The sequence below is a fragment of the Pseudomonas sp. LBUM1673 genome, from assembly GCF_059695645.1.
In genome coordinates, this window is sequence record NZ_CP166780.1 from 3,199,700 (window position 1) to 3,221,128 (window position 21,429).

Annotated in this window: 12 protein-coding genes; 3 read left to right on the forward strand and 9 right to left on the reverse strand. The window is 52.3% G+C overall.

The genetic code is table 11. The features are described from left to right. Nucleotides 1-50: 50 nt before the first annotated feature. Nucleotides 51-338: a hypothetical protein gene (locus ACA044_RS14785; protein WP_140669709.1), complete on the reverse strand. Its 288-nt coding sequence runs from the start codon at nt 336-338 to the stop codon at nt 51-53. Between the two features lie 190 nt (nt 339-528). On the opposite strand from ACA044_RS14785, the gene ACA044_RS14790 reads away from it, so the two are divergent. Beyond that, entirely contained in the window at nt 529-1,683 is a 1,155-nt protein-coding gene (locus ACA044_RS14790; RefSeq protein WP_497447008.1) for a hypothetical protein, read from the forward strand. A gap of 480 nt (nt 1,684-2,163) precedes the next feature. Here the strand turns inward: ACA044_RS14790 and ACA044_RS14795 are convergent, their stop codons facing one another. The 3 genes from ACA044_RS14795 to ACA044_RS14805 form a co-directional block, all read right to left on the reverse strand. Further along, nucleotides 2,164-3,195: a reverse transcriptase family protein gene (locus tag ACA044_RS14795; RefSeq protein WP_497447009.1), complete on the reverse strand. Its 1,032-nt coding sequence runs from the start codon at nt 3,193-3,195 to the stop codon at nt 2,164-2,166. Between the two features lie 328 nt (nt 3,196-3,523). Beyond that, complete coding sequence (locus ACA044_RS14800) at nt 3,524-4,825, reverse strand: MarR family transcriptional regulator (RefSeq protein ID WP_497447010.1); 1,302 nt, start codon at nt 4,823-4,825, stop codon at nt 3,524-3,526. Nucleotides 4,826-5,237: 412 nt separating this feature from the next. Continuing rightward, the gene (locus ACA044_RS14805; RefSeq protein WP_497447011.1) at nt 5,238-5,633 is read right to left on the reverse strand and encodes a helix-turn-helix domain-containing protein; all 396 of its coding nucleotides are present in this window, start codon (nt 5,631-5,633) and stop codon (nt 5,238-5,240) included. Between the two features lie 344 nt (nt 5,634-5,977). Here ACA044_RS14805 and proA point away from each other — a divergent pair, with 344 nt between their 5' ends. Next, nucleotides 5,978-12,613 (forward strand): anti-phage protein ProA, encoded by a 6,636-nt coding sequence (gene proA / locus ACA044_RS14810; protein ID WP_497447012.1) that lies wholly within the window; start codon nt 5,978-5,980, stop codon nt 12,611-12,613. 275 nt (nt 12,614-12,888) lie between these two features. On the opposite strand, the gene ACA044_RS14815 is transcribed toward proA, so the two are convergent. Then, nucleotides 12,889-13,857 carry a DUF6896 domain-containing protein gene (locus ACA044_RS14815; RefSeq protein ID WP_497447013.1) on the reverse strand — a complete coding sequence of 323 codons (969 nt, stop codon included), beginning with the start codon at nt 13,855-13,857 and terminating at the stop codon, nt 12,889-12,891. Nucleotides 13,858-14,159: 302 nt separating this feature from the next. Between ACA044_RS14815 and ACA044_RS14820 the strand changes: the two genes are divergently transcribed. Further along, entirely contained in the window at nt 14,160-14,999 is an 840-nt protein-coding gene (locus tag ACA044_RS14820; protein ID WP_497447014.1) for a pentapeptide repeat-containing protein, read from the forward strand. Between the two features lie 778 nt (nt 15,000-15,777). Here the strand turns inward: ACA044_RS14820 and ACA044_RS14825 are convergent. From ACA044_RS14825 to ACA044_RS14840, 4 genes are all read right to left on the reverse strand, one after another. Further along, the gene (locus ACA044_RS14825) at nt 15,778-16,188 is read right to left on the reverse strand and encodes a hypothetical protein (protein ID WP_497447015.1); all 411 of its coding nucleotides are present in this window, start codon (nt 16,186-16,188) and stop codon (nt 15,778-15,780) included. Nucleotide 16,189: 1 nt separating this feature from the next. Further along, complete coding sequence (locus ACA044_RS14830) at nt 16,190-18,238, reverse strand: hypothetical protein (protein ID WP_497447016.1); 2,049 nt, start codon at nt 18,236-18,238, stop codon at nt 16,190-16,192. A gap of 5 nt (nt 18,239-18,243) precedes the next feature. Next, complete coding sequence (locus ACA044_RS14835) at nt 18,244-19,926, reverse strand: hypothetical protein (protein WP_497447017.1); 1,683 nt, start codon at nt 19,924-19,926, stop codon at nt 18,244-18,246. A gap of 154 nt (nt 19,927-20,080) precedes the next feature. Next, entirely contained in the window at nt 20,081-21,376 is a 1,296-nt protein-coding gene (locus ACA044_RS14840; RefSeq protein ID WP_497447018.1) for a site-specific integrase, read from the reverse strand. Nucleotides 21,377-21,429 lie beyond the last annotated feature (53 nt).

Here is a 21,429-nt window from a genome sequence, read left to right on the forward strand (position 1 = left end):
ACGTGGAAGCGCTGCCCGTCGATCCAGGCAGCGCCTTGTAGGTTGCCCTGTCAGTACCCCAATATCTTTTCTACGCCAGAGATGAGCGCTTTGCGCATGATCTCCTTGCTAAGGCTAGGGCTGTGAAGAGCATCCTCGACTTTATGAAAGTCCGCTTTGCTTTTGAGCCCGTGTTTATCCATGAACTGCTCTACGAATTCCAACACCTCATATCCCTCAACCTTACTAACGCGGTCTCGATCTAGGGGGCCAGTATATTTTCCATCACCGTCAGTGCGTTTCCAGGTGTAGGTATATTTTTCGGATTGCAGATTAGAGGTGGATAATTTTAGCGACATCGTATCTTCCTGATTGATTCGATAGGGAGGCGCAGGATTGGTCTTGCGCCCAAGTTTGGAGGGTGAAGCGCAGCGTACCTATTTAAGTTAAGGGTCGCCTAGCCACTATGGCGCCATCATGTCCATTGAGTCAAAATCTCAGGAAGCACATCGGCGATCAAGCGGCCGTGCATTGACTTAGGTGGGACTCATGGCAAGAAAGTGGCTCAAGCAGGAAAAACGGACGAAGGAACAGCTGTTCGATGCTTTGGTGAAGAATGCGCTGGGGTTCGTTGAGACGTCACTTGATCACGTTAAGGAGAGACCCAAGAACTCTATCGTCGACTTGTATACGGCCATTGAACTATTTCTCAAAGCCCGCCTGATGGCGGAGCACTGGACGCTTATGCTGTCCAAGCCAGAGACTGCAGAGCTGCAAAATCTATACGTCGGGGACTTTCTTTCTGTCTATCTCGATGATGCTCTGAAGCGGATCAATTCGATACTTGGAGAGAAAATTGACACCGCCGCCTCCGATAACTTCAAGGCACTAGGCGAGCATCGCAATCAGATTGTCCACTTCGCCCATTCAGGTCATGACGACCTAGCAGCAACTCAAGCGGGCGTCATCGTTGAGCAGTGGGCCTCATGGCACTACCTATATTCCATGCTCACAGAGACGTGGAAGGGCGTTTTCGAGCCCTACAAAATTGAGCTCCAAAAGCTGAATCATCGCATGATGAGGCAGCGCGATTTTCTCAGTTCTCGGTTCACGATCCTCAAGCCGAAAATCGACATCGAGGAGAAAAGAGGTAAAACGATCATTGCATGCGGGCACTGCGAGCTGACGTCAGCTGTGGTGAGTGAAGTGCACACCTGGGGGGCAGATTACAGCTGCCTGGTGTGCGGGGTCAGTGACACTGCGGTGGTGAAGGCTGACATCAAATTACCCTGCCCAGGATGCAATGAAGAAATTGAATTCTTTGATGCAAAGTTCACCGAGTGTCCGACGTGCCACTTCGCTTTCAACACAGATGCTTTGATTGATCTGTGTACCGCTCACATCCATGAGGGGGATCAATGGTGGGAGGAGGGCGCCGAGCATATCGCTTCTTGCCATAAGTGCGAGTGTCCCCGGCCTTCTGTGTTCTACATCGACGGATTGTGGAGCTGCGTTTCGTGCTTCGATCGAGGATGGCAGGCAATTACGTGTGAGCGTTGCGACGCTTTTGTGACAGGGGATATGGAGAGAATCCAGTATTTCGCCTGCCATAAATGCGAGGATCAGGCGCGGCACGAATTCTTAGCTATGGCCGCAGCTGATGCGGCGGCAGGGGAGAGTCAGGATGCCGACGAGCAACCATGAATCAGGTAATTACAACTCGGAGGCGGCTTAACCTGTCCCAGGAGGGGCTGCTTTGGAAGGTCGCGTTGGCCCATCTTGGAGCTTCCGGCCTTCATCAAGCTGTGGTGGATTTACTCCATGGCTTTGGGCCCAAGCCTTCACGTAGCTCAATGGAGTACCTTCGCCGTGAGTGGGTGGGGGAGGACGTTCTCCACGTGTTAGAAATAGCTTTCGCGGAGGCAGGCACTGGGATGCCATCGTTTGATGCACTTCCCGAACACATTGCGTTGCTCTCATGCCATAGTCAGCACCTCGCAGACGGTCTTCTGCACTTCCTGCCGCTCAAAAAGCTGACATCAGAACTTAGAGGTTACCGTCTCGACCTAGGCATGTGACGACGATCCTCAGGTACCCCATCCACTGTGTATGAGTGGTGCTGGGCTGTCTGTCTGCAGTGTCTCTCGTTAGGAAGCGTCTGTGCGTCAGGCCGTTACCTGGCATTCAGTACAGCACTGGCCAATCTACGCGCTCAAGTCTCCCCTTGACTGTTTTTCCGTAGGCAGGCTCGATCTGAATAGCGTAAGCGGCAAGCCCCATCAGATGATTTCGCATACCTGCAACGGCTGAAAAACCGCGACGCTCTGCATGTTTCAAAGGGCCAACGTCGTCACGCTCAAGATAATGCAAGTGCATGCGCATCTTCATTTTGAAGGCGCGCGTCAGCCTCGGCTCATTCTGATCCACCTGGAGACCCAGAATGATCTTTCTGCTTCGTGGGGAAACGATAGCCGTTTTGGTCAGGTTTGGAGACAGTCCGAATCGCCTCAAGACGCCATAAATTTCGTAAATTGCTTTGCGAGCATCATCTCGTTGGAACCCAAGAGCGCCGGTAGAAAAGGTCAGGTCGTCAGCGTATCGCGTGTAGGTGAGGCCGTATCGGTTCGCTAGGGCAGACAACAATACGTCCGCATCTCTCATGGCGAGGTTTGCAAGCATTGGACTTGTCGCAGCCCCTTGAGGGAGATGCCCAAGCCTTGGTACGGCATAAGATCTGATTTTCGAGTTTGCGACAGGGGCCTTGCGGAACCATCTCCAAGAGCGCCGCAATCCGTTGAATGGCCCGACACGAGTACATATGCGCGACAGTTCCAATGATACGAGGGGTTGGTATCCGAGGCTACGAAACACTCGGTAACAATCGACTTCTGATATCGATTCGAAGAAGCGCTGCACATCAACTTTGATCAGCCAGCGACTGGCGCAGTGGGGGGCAGCAGCGTCGACCAGGCGGCAGTTCGGGGCAAATGCTGTGCTGGCAGAATGGGGCTTCCCTTTCGCCAACACGTGCTGGGCAATCCATTGCTGAGCCACTGCAAGGCTATGTGGCGGCACGCAGATCACCCTGAATGAGGTGGGCTGGCCTGGCCGTGCACGCTTACGAACGCGGAAGATTTTATAGGCGTCTATTTCTCGCGTGACGTAATCACGCAGGTGTGGATATGGCACCTGAGTCAGATGGGCCAGATGCTTCAAGGTCAAAATCGGGGGAAGAGAGGGGTGTACTGCGACGGTTTTTTCCCCTGTAGCGACCGCTGCTACCATTACGGGGGCGGGTACAGCACTTGCTCCCGGGGCACGTTGATAGTGCTGAGGCTTCCAATCCTTCATCTACTTTGACACCCGCAGGGTGAGTGCTCCCGCCGCAGGCAGAAGGCTACGCCACGTAGACTGTGGCGGGAGCGCTTAGCCGTAAGCAGGGGCTAGGACATAGGGCTGCAGTAATCTGCGCCCGGTAGATGAGTCGTGAAGCCTGGACTCATCTTGGCGGCAACATTCTGGGAATGCACGCCGATGCTAGAATCTAGACTGGTTGCCTCAACGAGGTGGGATAGTACGGTTGCAACTCATGATTGCCAACAGGCATTGCGTTTGAAGCGAGCTGAAGCTGCTTTTTTGCATGCGCGAGTTGGCCGGCGCCCTGGTCAGTCACCCGTCGTTGGGAGTCTATCCATCCATGTGCTGTCATCACCCGCAGTAGCCTCGTCAGCTCATGCGTTGGCAGGCCAGTTCTTCCAGCGAGCACTCTGTCATTGAGACGTGGCGGACGTGAGAGGGCTCCCAGAATAAGAAATATATGAGCGGTCGGTATGTCTGATTTCATTATCGCATTGGATTTGGCGAGGGTTTGCTGGCCTAGGTTATTCAGGCGTGCGTTGATTTTTTCCGTAGTCAAACCAATCCCGAATTCGTCTTTGCCAATGCCTGCAGAAACCCTGGCCGGGAATAGTGGCGTCCAAGGGTTATTTTTATTTTTGGAAGCCTTATGGAATATCAACGGGACATTATTCGGCGCGCCATGGGCGAAGACGAGCAGCGCGCCAGCACTTCCATAACCCAAGCTTGGCCCACTCCATCCCCATGGCCCGTGACCTGGCTCTCCGTCAGTTGGGTTGTAAGCCGTACAGAGTCTTTTCATTTGCTCTGCCACAGGCTTTGAAAACGTCGTGTCGATGGTCGGGCAAGGTAGAACGATATGAACCTTTGGATGGCAGGGATGGCGCGACACATATCTCTCGCCGCTTTCGGTAGCCGAATAGGCCATGACCGAAAATTTTATCAGTCGCCCTGACCACCAGCTGCGTACGGATCGCACTAGCCAAGCGGCTTCGAGATAGCGTCTTGCTCGATCTCCACTGCCGACCAGATCTGTTACGACCCAAAAACTTCGCACCTGTTTGCGTCGAATCTGCTCAGGCCCCGGATGGTTGATAAATTTTTTGGGAAACTCATGGCAGAGTTCTGAAATCATTTGAGCAACAATTCCTTCACTGCCGACGGAGGGATCATATGATTTTGTCGGCTTTACCGCCGCAGGCCCAGCCGCTCCATACGCTCGCCGAGGGGTTTTTCTAACCTCCTTGAACAAGCGGTGAGGTTTTCCGTGACGGTGTCCGAGTTCACGTTCGGCGTACAGTGCGACAGCGCCATCAGTGCTCTTGGCTTCGCTGATGAGCATCGTGCGCATGTGATCTATGAAGTCGTCTCGTGAGACCAGGCAAAAGGCTTCACGCAGCTTCTTCGCGAGCGAACGGTCTCCCAGATGGAACTGCTGCAGCCACGCTCGGGTTTGGTTATCACTGCCTAACGCTGTCAACTCGTCCATGGGTCATCCTGATTTGAAAGCCCTTCAATGCCGTCCAACACATTTAGCTGCCAGTGTAAGAGGGGTAGGGCGTATGGGTGCAGCAACCACCGGAAACGCAACGCTCTCAAGGCTATCACGGCACCAATCATCGCTGAGGTGATGATTTTTCCGGTATCGGGCGTTTATTGCTCAAGTATTTCGACCTGCAGGCTGATCTTTGCGCGTTGTCTTCAGGGAGTCGGATGTCCTACTACTCCCCAAAAGCAGCATCCGAAAGGGGAATCTTCGGATTGCTCCAGCGTTGCGTGAGTAGGATTACGTATTCCAGTACGATCGAGCGGTGCATGGCGCGATCCCGAGTTTTTACGTGATTGTATTTTTATCAAGACCCTCGGCTTTGAGAGCTCCAGATTATCCTGCAATCACCACCTCAGTCCGAAAATTGGAATTCACCCTGTTGAGCCGATTTAATGGACTGCCGGCTCCGTACGCTGTGCTGAGGCTGATACTGCTCCTTCCGTGGGCTCAGATGAAGGTTCTCCAGTGTGTCCCCATGTAGCTGAGCAAGCTCCTTTTCTACCTGGCTCATAAGTGATTTGATCGGTTGTCCGGTCGCAGCCCCTATCGTCATCGCTATCAAGGTCAAGGGGCTTAAATTAAGTGGTGCGCTCAGGGCGGTCATCATCTCCAGAGTCGGGCTGCACTGACCTCGCTCCAATTTTGAGATGTACGTGCGGCTGCTTACCTCCGCAAGATTTTTCTGGGAGAGCCCCCGAATGGCGCGAGTTGTTTTTAATACAGAAGCAAATGCTGATTTGAGCGACATGTACGTCCTTAAGATGTTTGATTTCGTTTCCGATCTGCCAGCATTGAACATGGATTGAAGCTAAAAGCGTCAGACATGCCTCGCCACGTCAGAAGTAATTAGCGGTATCGGCTGCGACGATACCTGAGGTATATCGATAGATTCTTTATCCAGCACACAATGACGACGTCTCAGGCGCGGTAATTCACATCCTGTTTAGTAGGTGTGCGCAACAGGCAAGGGTGACCAAAGGCTCATTACGCGGCTGACGAGACGCGCTATCATCGCGCCATTAGCTCAATCGGGGCTCCCTTGACCTGGCATTCGCCTGCACCCCCTGGGCATCGAGACAAGGATGTTTGCGCATGGACGAGCTCGTTCAGCATGTCACCTTACCAGCGGAACCTAAGCTGAAAGAGCTCAAGATCCTCGCTACGCTGGTGTCAAAGCTCAACCTGGCAGACTTCCAGAACGCAATCCCAGTGATCCATGAGCTGCGTCTCGCCAATGAAACCGGCGAGCGCTATCTCAATGTCACGTTGACTCTGACATCCTCGCCCGAAGTGTTGAAGCCGAAGAGCTGGCGCATTGAAGAGATTGCGGCAGAGTCGTTTCGAGCCCTTCCTGGTCTTGATCTTGTGCTGGATGGGCCGCTGCTCAGCAGGCTGACTGAAGCGGAGATGTCTACGTTCCTCTTCGTCCTGGAGGCCGATTGCAAGGAGGCTGAAGGCGGTCGCAAAGTTATTGCGCAACTGGAGCAGGTCGTTGAGTTGCTACCTCGCAACCAGTGGGGTGGATTGCGTCATATCCCGGAAATGACGGCTGCCTTCGTTCAACCAAACGATCCAGCGGTAGAGCGTGTGCTCAAGCAAGCTGCCGAGTTGCTTCGTTTGAGCGAAAAGTCGCCTGCACTGGATGGTTACAGCGGTGGCCCTAAGCGAGCATGGCAGCTTGCTTCAGCCGCGTGGGGTGCTGTTGCTCGGATGAAGCTGGACTACTCATTGCCGCCGGCCAGTTTCGAACAGTTCGGTCAGAAAGTGCGAAGCCCTAGCCAGATTGCGGATTCCGGCCTAGCAACCTGTATGGATTTGACCCTATTCCTGTGTGCAGCGCTGGAGCAGATCGGTCTCAACCCTGTCATTGTGTTCACGAGAGGCCATGCTTATGCAGGGGTTTGGCTGAAGCCTGAAGAGTTCAACACTACACTCATTGACGATGTCACGACAGTGCGTAAGAGAGTGAAGCTCAAAGAGCTAGCTCTGTTTGAAACTACGTTGCTTACTCAGCCCTCAATCCCGTCGTTTGGATACGCAGTCGAACGTGGATCCAAGCAGATTGACGAGGATGCCGAGGCCGAGTTCGAGATGCTGCTTGATGTTCGACGTGCTCGACTTCAACGTATCAAGCCCTTGGCCAGCTCCGAGGCTCAGATAGCCCGGGTTGTGACAGGCGACTCGAGCGAGGCACCTTTTCTTCTAATCGATGATGGTGACGATATTCCCGACGAAATGGTGAATATCGAAATCGAAGACATCGCTAAGCTCAATCCCAAAGATAGGTTGGAGCGATGGCAGCGCAAGCTGCTTGATCTCTCGCTGCGTAACAACCTGCTCAATTTCAAATATGGTAAGAAAGCTCTCAAGCTTGAGGCGCCGGATCCTGGAGCACTCGAAGATATTCTCGCCAGCGGGCAGTCTCTGAAGCTTTTGACACGCCCAGACCTCATGGATGGGGCAGACCCGCGTGAGAAAGAAATTTATGAGCAGCGTGAGCGTGAGGATGTTCGCCGGCGTCACGCTGAGGATGCACTGAAGCGTCGAGAGGTTTTTGTCGCTCTAACCTCTCGCGAAATGGATGCGCGCTTGACCGAGCTCTATCGCGGCGCTCGTACCGCTTTGCAAGAGGGCGGAGCTAACACATTGTTTCTCGCTGTTGGTTTTTTGAGGTGGACACGCGAAGACAAAGGGGGACAGAAATACAGTGCACCTCTGTTGCTCATCCCTGTCAGCCTTGAGCGTAAAAGTGCACGTTCAGGTTTTTCAATTGTGCTCCATGATGAGGAGCCTTGCTTCAATCCAACACTGATCGAAATGCTTCGGCAGGATTTCCAGTTAGGCTTAGGGACATTGGAAGATGAGCTTCCTCGAGATGAATCGGGGTTGGATATTGTCGGGATATGGCGGCGAGTGGGTCACGCCATTAAAGACATTTCAGGATGGGAGTTATCTGAAGAAGTAACCCTAGCCATGTTCTCGTTTGCCAAGTACCTAATGTGGAAGGATCTGTCAGAAAACGCTAGTCACTTGCGGCAGAGTCCAGTCGTCCAGCATCTTCTCGACACTCCAAGGGATTCATTTGCATCTGATATACCTTTCCCGGATGCCAGATTCCTTGATCGTGAATACGGCCCAGCGGATGTGTTCTGCCCGCTGCCGTCAGACTCCTCCCAGCTCGCCGCCGTGATGGCTGCGTCCAAGGGAAAGGATTTCGTGCTTATCGGCCCACCTGGTACCGGTAAAAGCCAGACAATTTCTAACATGATCGCCCAGTCAATTGCTCAGGGTCGACGCGTACTGTTTGTCTCCGAGAAGATCGCTGCCCTGGATGTTGTCTACAGACGGCTCCGTGAGATCGGTCTTGGAGAGTTCTGTCTCGAGATTCACTCCAGCAAAGCGCGCAAAGCAGACGTACTCGCTCAGCTGCAATCAGCTTGGGAGGCCAAGGGAGAGATCGACACGCAAGCTTGGGAGGTTGAGGCGCAGAGGCTCGCTTCTATCCGAGATAGCTTGAATATCTACGTTGAGCGACTGCACAACCGGTATCGCAATGGGTACACCGTGTTTGATGCGATCGGTACGGTCACTTCAGGTACTGACGAGCCGGTAGCTCCATTGGGTTGGATATCTCCTGAAATCCATGACCAGAAGGCAATGCTGGAAATTCGCGAGATTGGTGACCGCCTAGAGGTCAACGCTCAAGAGGTGGGGTATGAACACCTAGGCAAACATTCACTTTCCGGAATTGGACAATCGGAATGGTCGCCCCATTGGACGCAACAGTTTGTGCAGGCTTCTCGTGATGTTCTGCCTGCGGTTCTTGATGCCCAAAAAGCTATTGACGGATTTATTGAGTTTGCAGGATTGCCAGCAGTTCCTCATACACCTTCGTCTCTTCAAGGGTTGTCAGCTCTATCTTTGGTGCTTCCAACTGCAGCTGGCCATGATTGGCGCTTCGCTTTGCTGCCAAGCGCCCGATCGATTGCGCAGCGTCTAACGGATGGGTGTAATTGGATTGAGGAACACCGTAATCTGACAAGCAGTTTGTCGCAGATCTGGCCGACTCGGGTTGTGGGAGAAGCCAAGCGTGCAATGGATCTTCTGCAACAGCGCAGGACGACATTAGATTCCCTGAGTCCTGCTTGGTCTTCTGGCATGATCGACACGCTCCAAGACGGACTCGCCAAGTTTGCAAAAATCAAGGAGCTGACAGACCAGCTTTCGGTAACCTACACCGACGCGGTCGAAACGCTCGATGTTGAACAGCTTCACCAAGAGTGGGTAAAGGCTGATGAGGCCATTTGGCCAAAATCTTGGCTGGGCAAGCGCCGTGTTACTGCCTCCCTCGCTGCAGTTCAGGCAGTAGCTGGAGAAGCTGATGTTGCAAAGGATCTTTCGACTTGGATTGAGATTCGTGGTCAGCGGAAACTCATTGACGAACTCCAGCCTGGAGCCCAGTGCGGAGACGTTTGGAACGGATCTAAGTCCAATCCTAGCCACTTGACCAGCTCCCTAGCTCTTCAGTTCGCCTTGGCGAATCAGATGAACAACTCTGAGTGGCACGACGAAGAATTTGATGTCGTTGAACAAGGGCATTTAGGCGAGCCTCTGAAGGCTCAACTCTCGCGCATGCGCGCTATTGTTCGTCTCGACGGTGAGTTGTCTGAATTTGATGAGCTTGGTGGTCAGACCTCCGGCCTGTGGAGAGGGCTTGCTACAGATTCCGAGGTACTTACGGCGGCATTGCAGTTTCAGGCTGAGCGGCGAGAAATCGAAGTGCGTGGTCGCCTAACCGATGACCATCCTCATGTGGAGGAGGGGCGTTGTGGCCAAACCCTGAAAGATGACTACATCCTACTCAAGAAGAGAGGCACCCTTGAGCGAGAGTTGGCTGACCTTGCTGATCTTCGTGAAACTGTGCCCCTTTGGAATGACCTGAAGACAAAGGTGGATGACGCACGTCAGGCAGTGCTGTTCCAAGGTCAAATTGCGGTCGCCTTGGCCAAGCTAGCCCAAAACCCCGAGCAAATCGCAGGGTTTAAGGGGCCATTGAATGCGCTGCTCGGAGAGGGTAACGCTCTGCTGGAACCTGAGGGCGCTATCCCCCAGTCTGGGATCGCCCTCCGTGAAAAGCTTAAGCAGTTGGAAATCCGGTCAGCACATTTGACTGCTGTGGGCCAGTTCACTGAGCAGACAGTAGCCGCAAATTCAGAGCTGTCTCTTGATGAGCTGAGGCAAAATTGTGAGTTGATGGTCGTGTCTGAGCCTCGTCTGAGAGCTTGGTGCGCTTGGCGTAAAATCCGTGATGAGGCGTTTGCGGTTGGCCTGGCTCCGATTGTGGAAGCTATGGAGAACGGAGCAATTACCCTCGGCAATGTGCGTCGAGTGCTTGAGGTGAACTACGCACGGTGGTGGTTGAATGCGACCGTCGACAACGAAGCGGTAATTCGCACGTTCGTCAGCGCCGAGCACGAACAGCGCATCCGTGATTTCCGAGCCCTGGATGATAAATTCATTTCATTGACTCGTGACTGGTTACGGGCGCGCCTGTGTTCAGAGCTTCCTAGCCAGGAAAGCGTAAGTCGCTCTTCTGAGTGGGGCTTACTGCGTCACGAGATGAGTAAAAAAACCAGGCATATGCCGTTGAGAGAGCTGATGAGTCAGGCACCGAGTGCGCTGACAAAACTCACCCCTTGCTTGTTGATGAGTCCGCTGTCGATTGCTCAGTATCTGCCATCAGGTACTACTCCGTTCGACTTGGTGATTTTTGACGAGGCCTCTCAAATTCCTGTCTGGGATGCGATTGGCGCGATGGCTCGTGGGCGTCAGGTTGTCATGGTTGGTGACCCCAAACAGCTGCCGCCTACGTCCTTTTTCGGGCGCGCAGAGTCTGGATCTGACGATGAGGACACCGAAGCTGACCTGGAAAGCATTCTGGATGAGTGCATCAGTGCCAACCTCCCGACTCGAAAGCTCAACTGGCACTATCGTAGCCGCCATGAAAGTCTCATCGCGTTTTCGAACCAACGCTATTACCAGTCTGAGCTGGTTACCTTTCCGTCGCCATTCACTGCGGATAAAGCTGTCACGCTTCATCCTGTCGCCGGTGTATATGACCGGGGTGGATCGCGAACAAATCGCATCGAGGCCCAGGTACTCGTCGCGCATCTCGTTGCCCGCCTGAGGTCGCCGACGTTCAGGCAGTCGGGACATACCGCAGGAGTGGTCACCTTCAACAGCGAACAACAAAAGCTGATTGAAGATTTACTCGATGAGGCGTGCAGGAAGGATCCGTCGTTGGATAGCTATTTCTCGGAGTCGCTACTGGAGCCCGTTTTCGTCAAAAACCTCGAGAGCGTGCAAGGTGATGAACGAGACATCATCTACTTCTCCATCACGTTCGGTAAGGATGCAGCTGGCCACACATCGATGAGCTTTGGCCCAATGAACGAGCAGGGTGGCGAGCGTCGTTTGAACGTGGCGATAACTCGAGCGCGTCAAGAGCTTGTGGTGTTCTCCACTACGCGGCCTGAACACATGGATCTCTCCCGAACCAAGAATGAGGGCGTACGAGACCTGAAGCACTTCCTTGAATTCGCCGAGCGTGGCCCTCGTGCTCTGGTGGAAGCAGATTTTGGAAGTGTTGGAGGCTTCGATAGCCCCTTCGAGAAAGCAGTCGCTGCCGCGCTGTCCAAGAAGGGATGGCAAGTCCACACACAGATCGGCGTGTCGTCGTTCCGAATTGACCTGGGCGTAGTCCACCCCGACGCACCTGGTCGATTCCTCGCGGGCGTCGAATGCGATGGCGCTACTTACCACCGCAGCGCTACTGCTCGAGACAGGGACAAACTTCGTGAGTTCGTGCTGCGCGGGTTGGGCTGGGAAATCGTCAGAATTTGGTCGACCGATTGGTGGATCGATGCTGTAGGGACGGCGGACAAGGTTCATCAGAAGCTCACTGCGTTGTTGGAGGCTTCGCGTGCGAAACAGGCAGAAATTGATGCGATCGAAGAAGCTGAACGGCTTAAGGCTGACGCAGCAGTAGCCGAGGTGATCGAAATAGCTGAGCAGGTTAGCCAAGTAGTATTAGGCGAGGAGGGTACTCCCGTTGCCAATGATCCTGCGCTGGGCATGCCAGAACTGAAGTACGCGAGAGTGTCTGATGTTGAGGCCACGACCGAGTACGTGGCTTACGAGCCCGTGAGCTATCTGGTTTATCGAGAAACAGATCCTGCCCAGGCTGTTGAAAATGTGAACCCAGATCTTTTCTTTGAAACAGGGTACACGCCGCTTCTGCAGAGCATGATCGCGCACGTCGTGAACGAAGAAGGCCCAATTTTGAATACAGTTCTGGCGAGGCGCATTGCCAGGGCACACGGCTGGGTACGTACTGGAGCACGTATCCGGGATCGCGTGGATCAGGTGGCTCTCGCGCATTTCAGATCTCACGAGGAGGAGCTTGGCACCTTCTTTTGGCCGATCCATCTGCAGTCAGACTCAACTCCATTTCGCCGTCCTGGTGACGATGACTCTACGCGCAGCCTTGCCGAAATTTGCCTTCAGGAGCTATCTGCGCTTGTAGGTGAGATGGAGAGCAAAGGGCATGAGGCTGAGGCGCTGATTTACGCGGTCGCTAAGGAAGCAGGTGTCACGAAGCTTGCTCACACTGGCCGCTTGCGTATCGAGAAAGCCATACGTCATCGCAGAGATGTTAGTCATCAATAGGAAGGCGGGGCATGGATATCCATGCCCTGCACTAAGTCGCAGCCCTGATCATAAAAGATCATGTTTGAGGTTCTGCTGAGCCAGGCACGCATAGTCAATTGGTCAGTAACCTCGATGATCCCCAAGTCGCCGAAAAAGCAGGTGGTATCAGGATCATGGATGCCCGCTAGAGACACCTTTGCAACGCGGGTGATTTCAGATTGTAGGCACAACGAAAATCTATACACAGCGCTGTGTACTCCGCTCTGCTGTGCCTGATTATAAGATGTGATTAATCATTTTTTCTTCCGGCCAATGTCCGCCTCGGTTTGTCGCCCATTGAACATGTAATGGCATTCGCACAGCACTCGATACTCAGAAAAAAACGATTTGAGGTCTTTGTGGATTGATCGCGCCCAAGAAAGACGATCTGCGTCTGGCGAAAGAAACGCTAGCGTGTCGTTGACGCTGGTGCGCAAATGAAAAACGTTATTTCGAAATTTACGCAAATCATCGTAGTGTTTCTTAATGACGCTGTTGAGTCTATTGCATCTGGGGATCAGTTCTTGGTAGTCAGCGGGCCTGTCGTTGTTAAGTAGCAGATACATATTGAGCTGTCTGTAACCTTCGCAGGTGACGGCTAGAAAGCCTAACCAGGAGCTCATGTAGATTCGGAAGTTGATCTCATCATCCCTGCTCAGTTTTTTGTTTTTGTCCCATTTTTTTTCCAGTGAATCATGCTGCTTCAGCATCAGGTCGGCGGCATAAAAATAGTGGGTTTGGAGAGTGAGAATCTTGTCTAGTTCTCTATGAGGAAGCAGATCGCCACAATTCCTGCTGTCAATGCTTGAAGCGTATTCCACAGGTTCACTTGAAAGACGGTATAGATTGGTGGCGAGAGGCACCAGCAGCTTCTTTTTAATTGCGTCATCGAAACATTCGTAGAGCTCTTTATCTGTCGCGAAGCCATACCTTTCCTGCCTTTCAGCGGCGAACCGTACGAGCCGCCAAGCATCCAAACCAGATATTTCCGCGAGTCTGCCGAAATCGAAATCTACGCGACCGTCTGGCAATTCCACCCAGCATCCGGCTCCATGTTTAAAGTAGTCGATACCGTCATTTAAGCTGGAAAGGTGTGACAGATCAGTTTCAATCCATTCCATAGAGGTGTGCGGAAGGGAGATCCCCGATTTCTGCATCAACGTCAAAGCTGTCCGAACAGCCTGTAAGTAGTCGTTTATCAAGCTAGCAAGTCGCTTATCCATGGGGCCTCAAGCAGACAAAAAATCGTTAAGTGAATCTATAAAGCAAAAGGCAGCGTATCGTATTTTAGTGGGATTTCTGCCCACCTAGAGCACCGGCTCAAATGCCAGCCTGAAAAATTGAGATGGCAGCACCTTGACGACTGGATAATAATTTCTCAGTATTACCTCGCGCGCCACTGACGGAGGCGTTCGGCCCTAGCTTGGTGAAGCTCCCGCACCGTCGCGTTATCGCCCTACCTTTCCAAGCCATCTCAATGATCAGCATTCTCTAGGGTTCCATGCTGATATTGTGAGGTTTGGTCATGAAAACTCCAGATACCCCATCACTTTCGATACTGAAGTCTGATGCTAAAGCGCTCTTACGCGATGCTCGTGAGGGCAGCTCTGAGGCAGTGCTCCGGCTTGTACGCCAAGGCTTTCGACGATCCGAGGAATTGACGCACGACACTTGCTTGCGCGTCGTTGCCGAGGAGTACGGTACGACCTATGTTGAGGCCGTCCGTGAGGAGAAACTGATCTCTCACTATGTTCAGCATTCACAAGCAAGTGCGGTTTGGCGTGAGCCCTACGGGTATCCGTTTCGTCGTGCCCGGTACTTACGGCAGTTTGACGCTCTGGTGGAATGTCTTCGCGATCAAGTGCCTTTGGCCGTAACCGCAAAAGAGCGAGGTGTTGATTTCGCCGGCTTTCACTTCAGCAGCTTGCTGTTCGGACGGATCGATCAAGTGCTGAAGCGGCGCAAGGTACCTGATTTCAGCCATCTTCAGGCTCCTGGCAGCCTTGTGCACTGGCACTGGGTACTAGATGTCGTCAAATACAACCACGCAAATTTTAGTGACGCGAAATTTTATACGGTCAGCGTGGATCCTATTGCTCGTCCTGGCGGACATTTCTGGGTCGCGGATTTTAGCGATGCAGATCTGACGGGAGCTGATTTCCGTGGCTCGTACATGAGAGGTGCAAAATTTGTAGGTGCCAACCTGGACGGTGCTGACTTTCGAAACGCCAACACCTTTGATACAGATTTCACTGGATCAAAAGGTGCGTATCTCACTGGAGAGTTTGAGGATGACGATTGGGTGGTTGGGCCGAGCAAGGTAGGTCTAAAGAGCATTCGAGGCAGGCCCTCAGCTAAATATTAAAGGCCAGAAGCTTCGACGTTGAGAGCGAGCTAGTCAGTCGGCATTCCTAACCGTTTTCCCGGCGGCTAGCTCAATCTCACCTTCCTCCAATGGCGAGAGAGATCAGTTCTTGTCAGTACCGCTGCACAGTGGACGAAGGTGAACCGAGCTTCGCCACTGTCTTACGTTGAGTCATGCCCGCAACCTTGCACTCTCGCACAGCAGCCAGTTTCTCCCGAGAAACCTGAGCTCCGGAAGGTCGCCGTATTAGCCGACCATCTTCTATCTGGCTTGCAAAATCGGCCAAGAATCCAGGCGAAGAAAACCCACGTAATTCTGTTTTGATTTCCGCCAACAACTCCTCAGGCGATACTTTTTCGCGGAGGCTCTACTTCAGATCCTGAATCCTGGGAAGTGATTGAACCTGCTACGCTTTCTAGCCGTTTCAGCAAGCTCCATAAGTAATAATCCGGGATGTTGGCAGCATAAGTGCCAAGCTTGAACAACCTACTCGCTGAAACCTGGGGGGAGTCAGAACCCTCGTGTTCTGCGTCAACTCTACCCATGTTACGAAGAGCAAGCGGAGCGCGCAGGCGTGCGGGATGGACGCCCAACGGGCCTAGACGTGGCTTTGCCACGGCTCGGTTCACGACAGCCGGCCCGCCAGGGCACGCATGGACAGTTTCAGAGACTTTAGGAGTACGTGCAATAAAGCCGGCGGGAATAGATCAAAGTGGACACCGTTTTGGCGGTGAGGTTGCTGCTGAATGGTGATAGAAAGCGGGTAGTACCGGTTTCCTCACTTCCTATCAACCTTAGGAAGTGGTGCATTCAACTGCTCACGCTTCAAGCCGTGCACTACCGCATTGTGTATGAAGCGTCGCGCCATCTCCGCCATCAGCTGAAGCTCGTCTTTGAGCTGTCTGATTTCATCCTGCTGCCTTGCAATCGTTTCCGCTGCAGCGGTAAGACTCTTAGGCTTCGGAATACTTGCAAGCCTATCGCGGTGTGACGTGATCGCCGCTTTTCGAATCTTGTAGGCATTAGTCACTACGGGCTTGTCGGCAAATGCTTGGCGCGTGGGGACGAAATCTAGCACCGATTCGGAAGCTTTACATATGCCATCCCAAGTCAGTTTTTGTCCGATAGGCCAGTCTCTGATAATCGCCACAACGGCTTTGATTTCTTTAGGCGTAAAGGCGCGAGGCATGTTAGTTCTCACCCATCATTTCATTGAGGCAAAGCCGTAGGTCTTCATCGTCGATATCGCTGAGCACACTGCTGACATTATTTGTCAGTGCAGCTTGCGGTTGTTTGTTGATGAGAATTCGCTGGGCATGCGTGAAGTCTTTGCCAACCATTTGTACGGGACTGCCATCCGGAATATCTGGGCTCTCGTGCATCGCCACAATCTGATTGAGCCGTTCAAGGTAACGGGAATGAGTTTCTACCCAACGAGTCGCCGGACGGTTTCCTGCCTCGATCTCCTTGACCGTCGCAGCAAGGTTCTCCGCCACCTGATCCCGTTCAACCTTCACCGCAGTTAACGAATTTTTGTGCCCTTTGCAGTGCAGCAGCTCAGAACAATTCAGGCAATCACCGGACTTTTGGCACGGGCTAATCGTCCAAGCATGCGTACAGATCCCGTATCGCGTCGTGATGATTGGGCCTTTATCAAGGATGCTGTACTGCGCCGCAGTGATAGGCTCTGGCGTAACGTCCGCAACCGGAATCACACCAGCGCTATACATCTCGGCCTTTCTCATCGGATCCTGATGGATGTACTCGCGCGTCTGCTTGTCTGACGCGCGCCCGCTCCACTTAGTAATGAGCTCAATCCCGACGCCAGCCTCTTTCGCGGCAGTGTTCAGAAAATGACGCAGCTGATGTGACCTGATGGAAAGCCCAGGATACCCGTGCCTCGTCAGAAAAGAAGGATAAGTCTTACCATTGGTAGTGGCTACTCGATCTGGCCGGACGCGGGTTGCATAATGATGCTGGTTTATTGGCATGAGCATTACTGGGCTTGTAACTAAATCTTGACTGACTTGGAGTTTGAGAAAACACAGCAACGATTCCGACATCTTTGGTGGCTCGGTCTCTTGCAGGTTCGGATCCACTTGATAGGGGAAAAAGGGATTGATCTTCATATTGTAGGCCCGAACGACCTCCCACAAAGTGTTTAATGTCCAGCCTTCCAGTTTGTACGACCCGGTCATATGCTTCATCACCTGTTCGGTCGATGACGCGGTGGGACGACCCAGCGCTGAAATCACTTCATCTGACGTTAAAAGATGATCTCCGGGTACGTCGGGTACGCCAGGGTGTGGGTAGAAAGCCGTGGCGCGGCTCTCTAGGTACAAAGCAAGCTGGCGGGCTGGATCCGTAATGGCTTCCAGTCGCTTGAACGCCTCTTTGCAGTGACTCACCATAGTTGCTGGAATGCCCTTCGTCCTTGTTATTTTATTTTTCGTGGAGTAATAGTGCAAATACCACTGCGTATCACCGTTCTTGTCTTTTTCAGATTTTATCGCGTCCAGTCTGAGCCATAGTTTCTCGGCAATGCGCATAGGTACTGAAAGCAGAATTGCGGTAATACTTGTGATGTAGATAGCTTCATCATCGAGATCATTTTGTTTATAGCCGCGCGAAAAAATCTCTGCAAGCGCTAATAAGGCCTCGTCGTCAGGCAAGGATTGCTTGGTGGCCTTTGCGCTTGCCGCTTGCGAGTTCGGGCTGAAAGGCGATTCCCAATACTTGATCGAGTGCGGGCTGATATTTTGCGCGGCCACCACCTTTACGAGAGCTTTTACAGCAACTCCACAGGGATGATGGCCTTTATTTCGTTGCTCGATAATTTCAATTGCCTTATCAAGGTGCCGTTCAGATAGCCGGGTGATGTCAGCATGCCCATCGATTTGGGTCAGTGCAGCACCGACAATTTGAATAGCGAGGTAGTCGGCCCGAAAGAGTTTTGCAGGGTCTCCATTACGGGTATTGATGATGTAAGCCTTGGCGAATTCCATGTAGCCCGAATCAAACTGCTGGTCGGGTGTTGGCATCTTTGATGCCTGTAAATTTATTCCGTATTTCATGAAGCGCAGTACGCCACGCGGCGTACTCCAAACGTTTGCACTCCAATCAAAGCCGGGATGACTCCTCCAGATTGGACTTACGTGTTCTGCTAAGTGGATGTAATCCTGAAGCTGTTTTTGGCAAGCAAGCTGGATTTTAGACTGGAATTGGATTGGATCCGACATAATGTCTACTCAGCTGCGGGGGCGGTTGTGATATCCCGAGCGCCAAAGCCATCGGCAGGATGTTTTTTGAGTTCGTGTGCGCCCAGCTTCAGCTCTCGTTTGCGGGCATCGCAAAGTTTAATAACTAGCTTGACTGCAGCAATATCTTTTTCCAGTTGAAGAGGAACCAAGATGCGACGAGCTTTACTCGGTAAATGAATGTTGTTCTCTTCTTCTTGGCGCTCTATCAACCTGAGCAACACCTCTTCATGAGGTGCTTCCACCCATGGCTGGAATTTGGAGCATCGGTAGCAGGGAATTGGAACTGATGCAGAACAGAATCCGTGTTCTCCGCAAGTACCCACGCTGTGGCGTCCGTCCAATTCAATTCTGCTTGAAGGGTCGTCACCACGAATCGCTTCAGATTCCTTATCCCTCAACGATCCAGAGAACGCCTGGGCAAGTGGAGCGAGTATCACCTGCATTTCTAGATCCAGCAGCCGCGCGTCTTCCGCTGGGTCGTCATAATAATGATCAACCGAAGTAGTGCCGTCGTGTCCTAACCAGTGTTGTAGGGTTGCACGGGGCACACCCAAGCGTGCCAGCTGTCTGGCGCGGGTATACCTCATACGGTAAGCAAACTCACGTACCGGCTTGCCGGTATGATGGGAGATTACCGTTGATCCCCCCGTTCTTTTAAGTATTGTGGATATGCCAGCTGGAGAAAGATGAAAAACCGAACTCGCATTTCCGATTTTAAAGACTTTTAGTGACTTCAGCCTTCTGTAGTCCCTTTGTAAAAACGGAAGTTCAGCGCGCTCAATGTCAGTAAGCTCACGACCAAAGTGCTTCTCATGCGAGGCAATGGTGCTATCGATCTGTAGCATACAGAGATTCCAAAGATCATCGCCCAAGGGGTGGACTTCGACTTTTGACCCTCGAAACCATTTTTCGGCATTTCTATCCTTAGCGCCCGGAAATGCTACACGTTTACCGGAGAGTCCATCAGTTTCTCCCTCCCACTGAAAGTCACATACCTTGAGATTGGCCAGCTGGATTCCTCGCTTACCAAATTGCCCCATCAACAGCAATGCTGTTGTATTCCGCAAGCTCGATTTGTTCGATTCGTAGTCAGTCCAGTAAGTATCAATCAGATCTTCATATTCTTGGGTTAGGTACCAGCCTTCTGTCGAATCACCTGATGTGATCCGCTTGCGCGCTGGGGGAGTCTTGGCCCTTAAGGCGTTCACAACGTCAATAGTCTCTGCACTGACGCCGGGGAACCCCAATCTATGCCAAGTATTTAAGATAGATGTTAAAGCATTGTTAGTATCTTTGGACGCTTGCCGTGCAAGTGGCGGATATGTGTCTGGTGAAAATGTTGAAATCGAACAGTCTTTTACGAGTTTTGAGATCCTAGTCGCATAGTGGCGCAGGGTGTAGGGAGAGAGTGTGCCTCTGACGGCAATTGATTTAATTGTAGACTTGAAGCCGGAAACTGTTTCACTGCTCATGCTCAGTATGCCCTGTAAATCACTCTCAAATTGATTTGCAATGATTACAGTGGTTTCCGTGAACTGTATGCTATAGGAGGCGTCTTGCGCAGGTTCATTTCGATCAAAAGCGGCTAACAGTTCAATGTCTTCGGCCGGTATGTCGTCGCGTTTATTTGTCTGTGCAGTATTGGCTGCGCCATTTTTGATGTTCATATACTTTTCCTGGCGCCAGCTATGTGTGCTGGGAGTTAATAAGGATATAGCGACTGCCGTTCTACAGTTGGCGATTCTGCTGGTGGTCAAATTTGTTCTGTCGCGGAAAGTGTAATATCGAGCAACCACTTATCCACTTTTACAATGGCAGCGCTCATTCAGTGTGTCCGTATCGGCTACTACCTGAGCGTTTCCGGCCGGCTTTGCTTCTTGCTGTATCCGAAGCAACTGCAATGCCTGTTTCGTTCGCTGATTGTTGAATGTGTCTCAAATCATAGTCGTGCGCAGACGATGATCCTTCTACCCATCCCATCCAGTGTTCGCGTTCCTGTCGGGTTCGTTTGTCGCTATAACCCAGTTTTTGGCAGTGCAAAGAAAACCTGTAGTTCCAATGATGCCGAAGGAGGTGAGGGTGCAAGCCTCTAAGCCGTGGATCACGCTTAATTATTACAGTCAGCGCGGAACGGAACGTCGTAATCTCGATTTCCTGACCTTGATTCTCACCGCGCTTGTGGTTCACAAAAATGAACGATTCGTCTGTGAAGCCTGCATTCGGTACATCTGCTCGGTGCTTGCCCAAATACTCAAGCATCAGCTTCTCAAGTTGCTCCGATATTTTGAGGGTGCGCCCCAGTGTCTTTGCTACGGGTTGGTTCAAGCGGCGGTCGAACGCGTCATCGTGGTTACGTCGGATCCTGATGTAGGCGTTTTCTCCTCCTGAAGAAGGAATGAAATCCGAATATCTGAGGCTAAGCAGCTCTCCGAGCCGCATACCTGTGTCGTATAGAGCTCTGAGGGCCAGCACGTTGCGGAACAGCAATGCTCGCTTGAACAGGGATTCGAGTCTGTTGGGGGAAGTGACGCCGAGTTGCTCCTCTGAATCACCTGCAGCCGTGTCTTTGAGGTGGACGTTCAAGCTCTCAAAGAGCTCGAGGAGCGCAGCATCTGCAACATCACTCAGCTTCTTAGCGATGCGCTGCCTTTTCGCTTGAGACTCAGAGCCAGCTTTTCGCTTACGCTCCTCTAGATTCATTTGAAGGCGCTCGATCAGCCGCGCATTCTCTGAGGCGTTCGAGTCAGTGATCCAATGTCCAAACAGCCACCCAAAATACTTGATCAGGATGTCCAGGGAGTAGTTGATCCGTGCGCCCTTGATGGTGGAACCATCACGCTTTTTGATGTTGATCGAGAGCGCTTGAACGAGAGACTCGATTTCCGGCACGGTCAACAGCCGCTTGGTGGCAAACCTTTGATCAAGATCGATCTGTTGCCGAGTCGCCCACTCGTACAATCTCTTCAGGCAGAAAAGCACAGCCCTCTGCGTGTTGGCCGTCTGACTCGCCATTCGCATGCTGATGAATGCAGTGGGATAGAACAGGGGAAACCCGTCCCCCTCTGTGTCTATGAGTAGTGAGAAGCGACTGCCGTCTCTTGCTTTGTAGTCTCTCACTCTCATAGCCATATTTTTACACTTCGCCTCGGACTTTTTGTATACGGGTTTCA

Excerpts from the sequence above, each read along its gene's own strand:
- ACA044_RS14835 (WP_497447017.1), bottom strand. The coding sequence starts at position 19,926 with ATGAACATCAAAAATGGCGCAGCCAATACTGCACAGACAAATAAACGC.
- ACA044_RS14785 (WP_140669709.1), bottom strand. The coding sequence starts at position 338 with ATGTCGCTAAAATTATCCACCTCTAATCTGCAATCCGAAAAATATACC.
- ACA044_RS14805 (WP_497447011.1), bottom strand. The coding sequence starts at position 5,633 with ATGTCGCTCAAATCAGCATTTGCTTCTGTATTAAAAACAACTCGCGCC.
- proA (WP_497447012.1), top strand. The coding sequence starts at position 5,978 with ATGGACGAGCTCGTTCAGCATGTCACCTTACCAGCGGAACCTAAGCTG.
- ACA044_RS14830 (WP_497447016.1), bottom strand. The coding sequence starts at position 18,238 with ATGTCGGATCCAATCCAATTCCAGTCTAAAATCCAGCTTGCTTGCCAA.
- ACA044_RS14815 (WP_497447013.1), bottom strand. The coding sequence starts at position 13,857 with ATGGATAAGCGACTTGCTAGCTTGATAAACGACTACTTACAGGCTGTT.
- ACA044_RS14800 (WP_497447010.1), bottom strand. The coding sequence starts at position 4,825 with ATGGACGAGTTGACAGCGTTAGGCAGTGATAACCAAACCCGAGCGTGG.
- ACA044_RS14825 (WP_497447015.1), bottom strand. The coding sequence starts at position 16,188 with ATGCCTCGCGCCTTTACGCCTAAAGAAATCAAAGCCGTTGTGGCGATT.
- ACA044_RS14820 (WP_497447014.1), top strand. The coding sequence starts at position 14,160 with ATGAAAACTCCAGATACCCCATCACTTTCGATACTGAAGTCTGATGCT.
- ACA044_RS14790 (WP_497447008.1), top strand. The coding sequence starts at position 529 with ATGGCAAGAAAGTGGCTCAAGCAGGAAAAACGGACGAAGGAACAGCTG.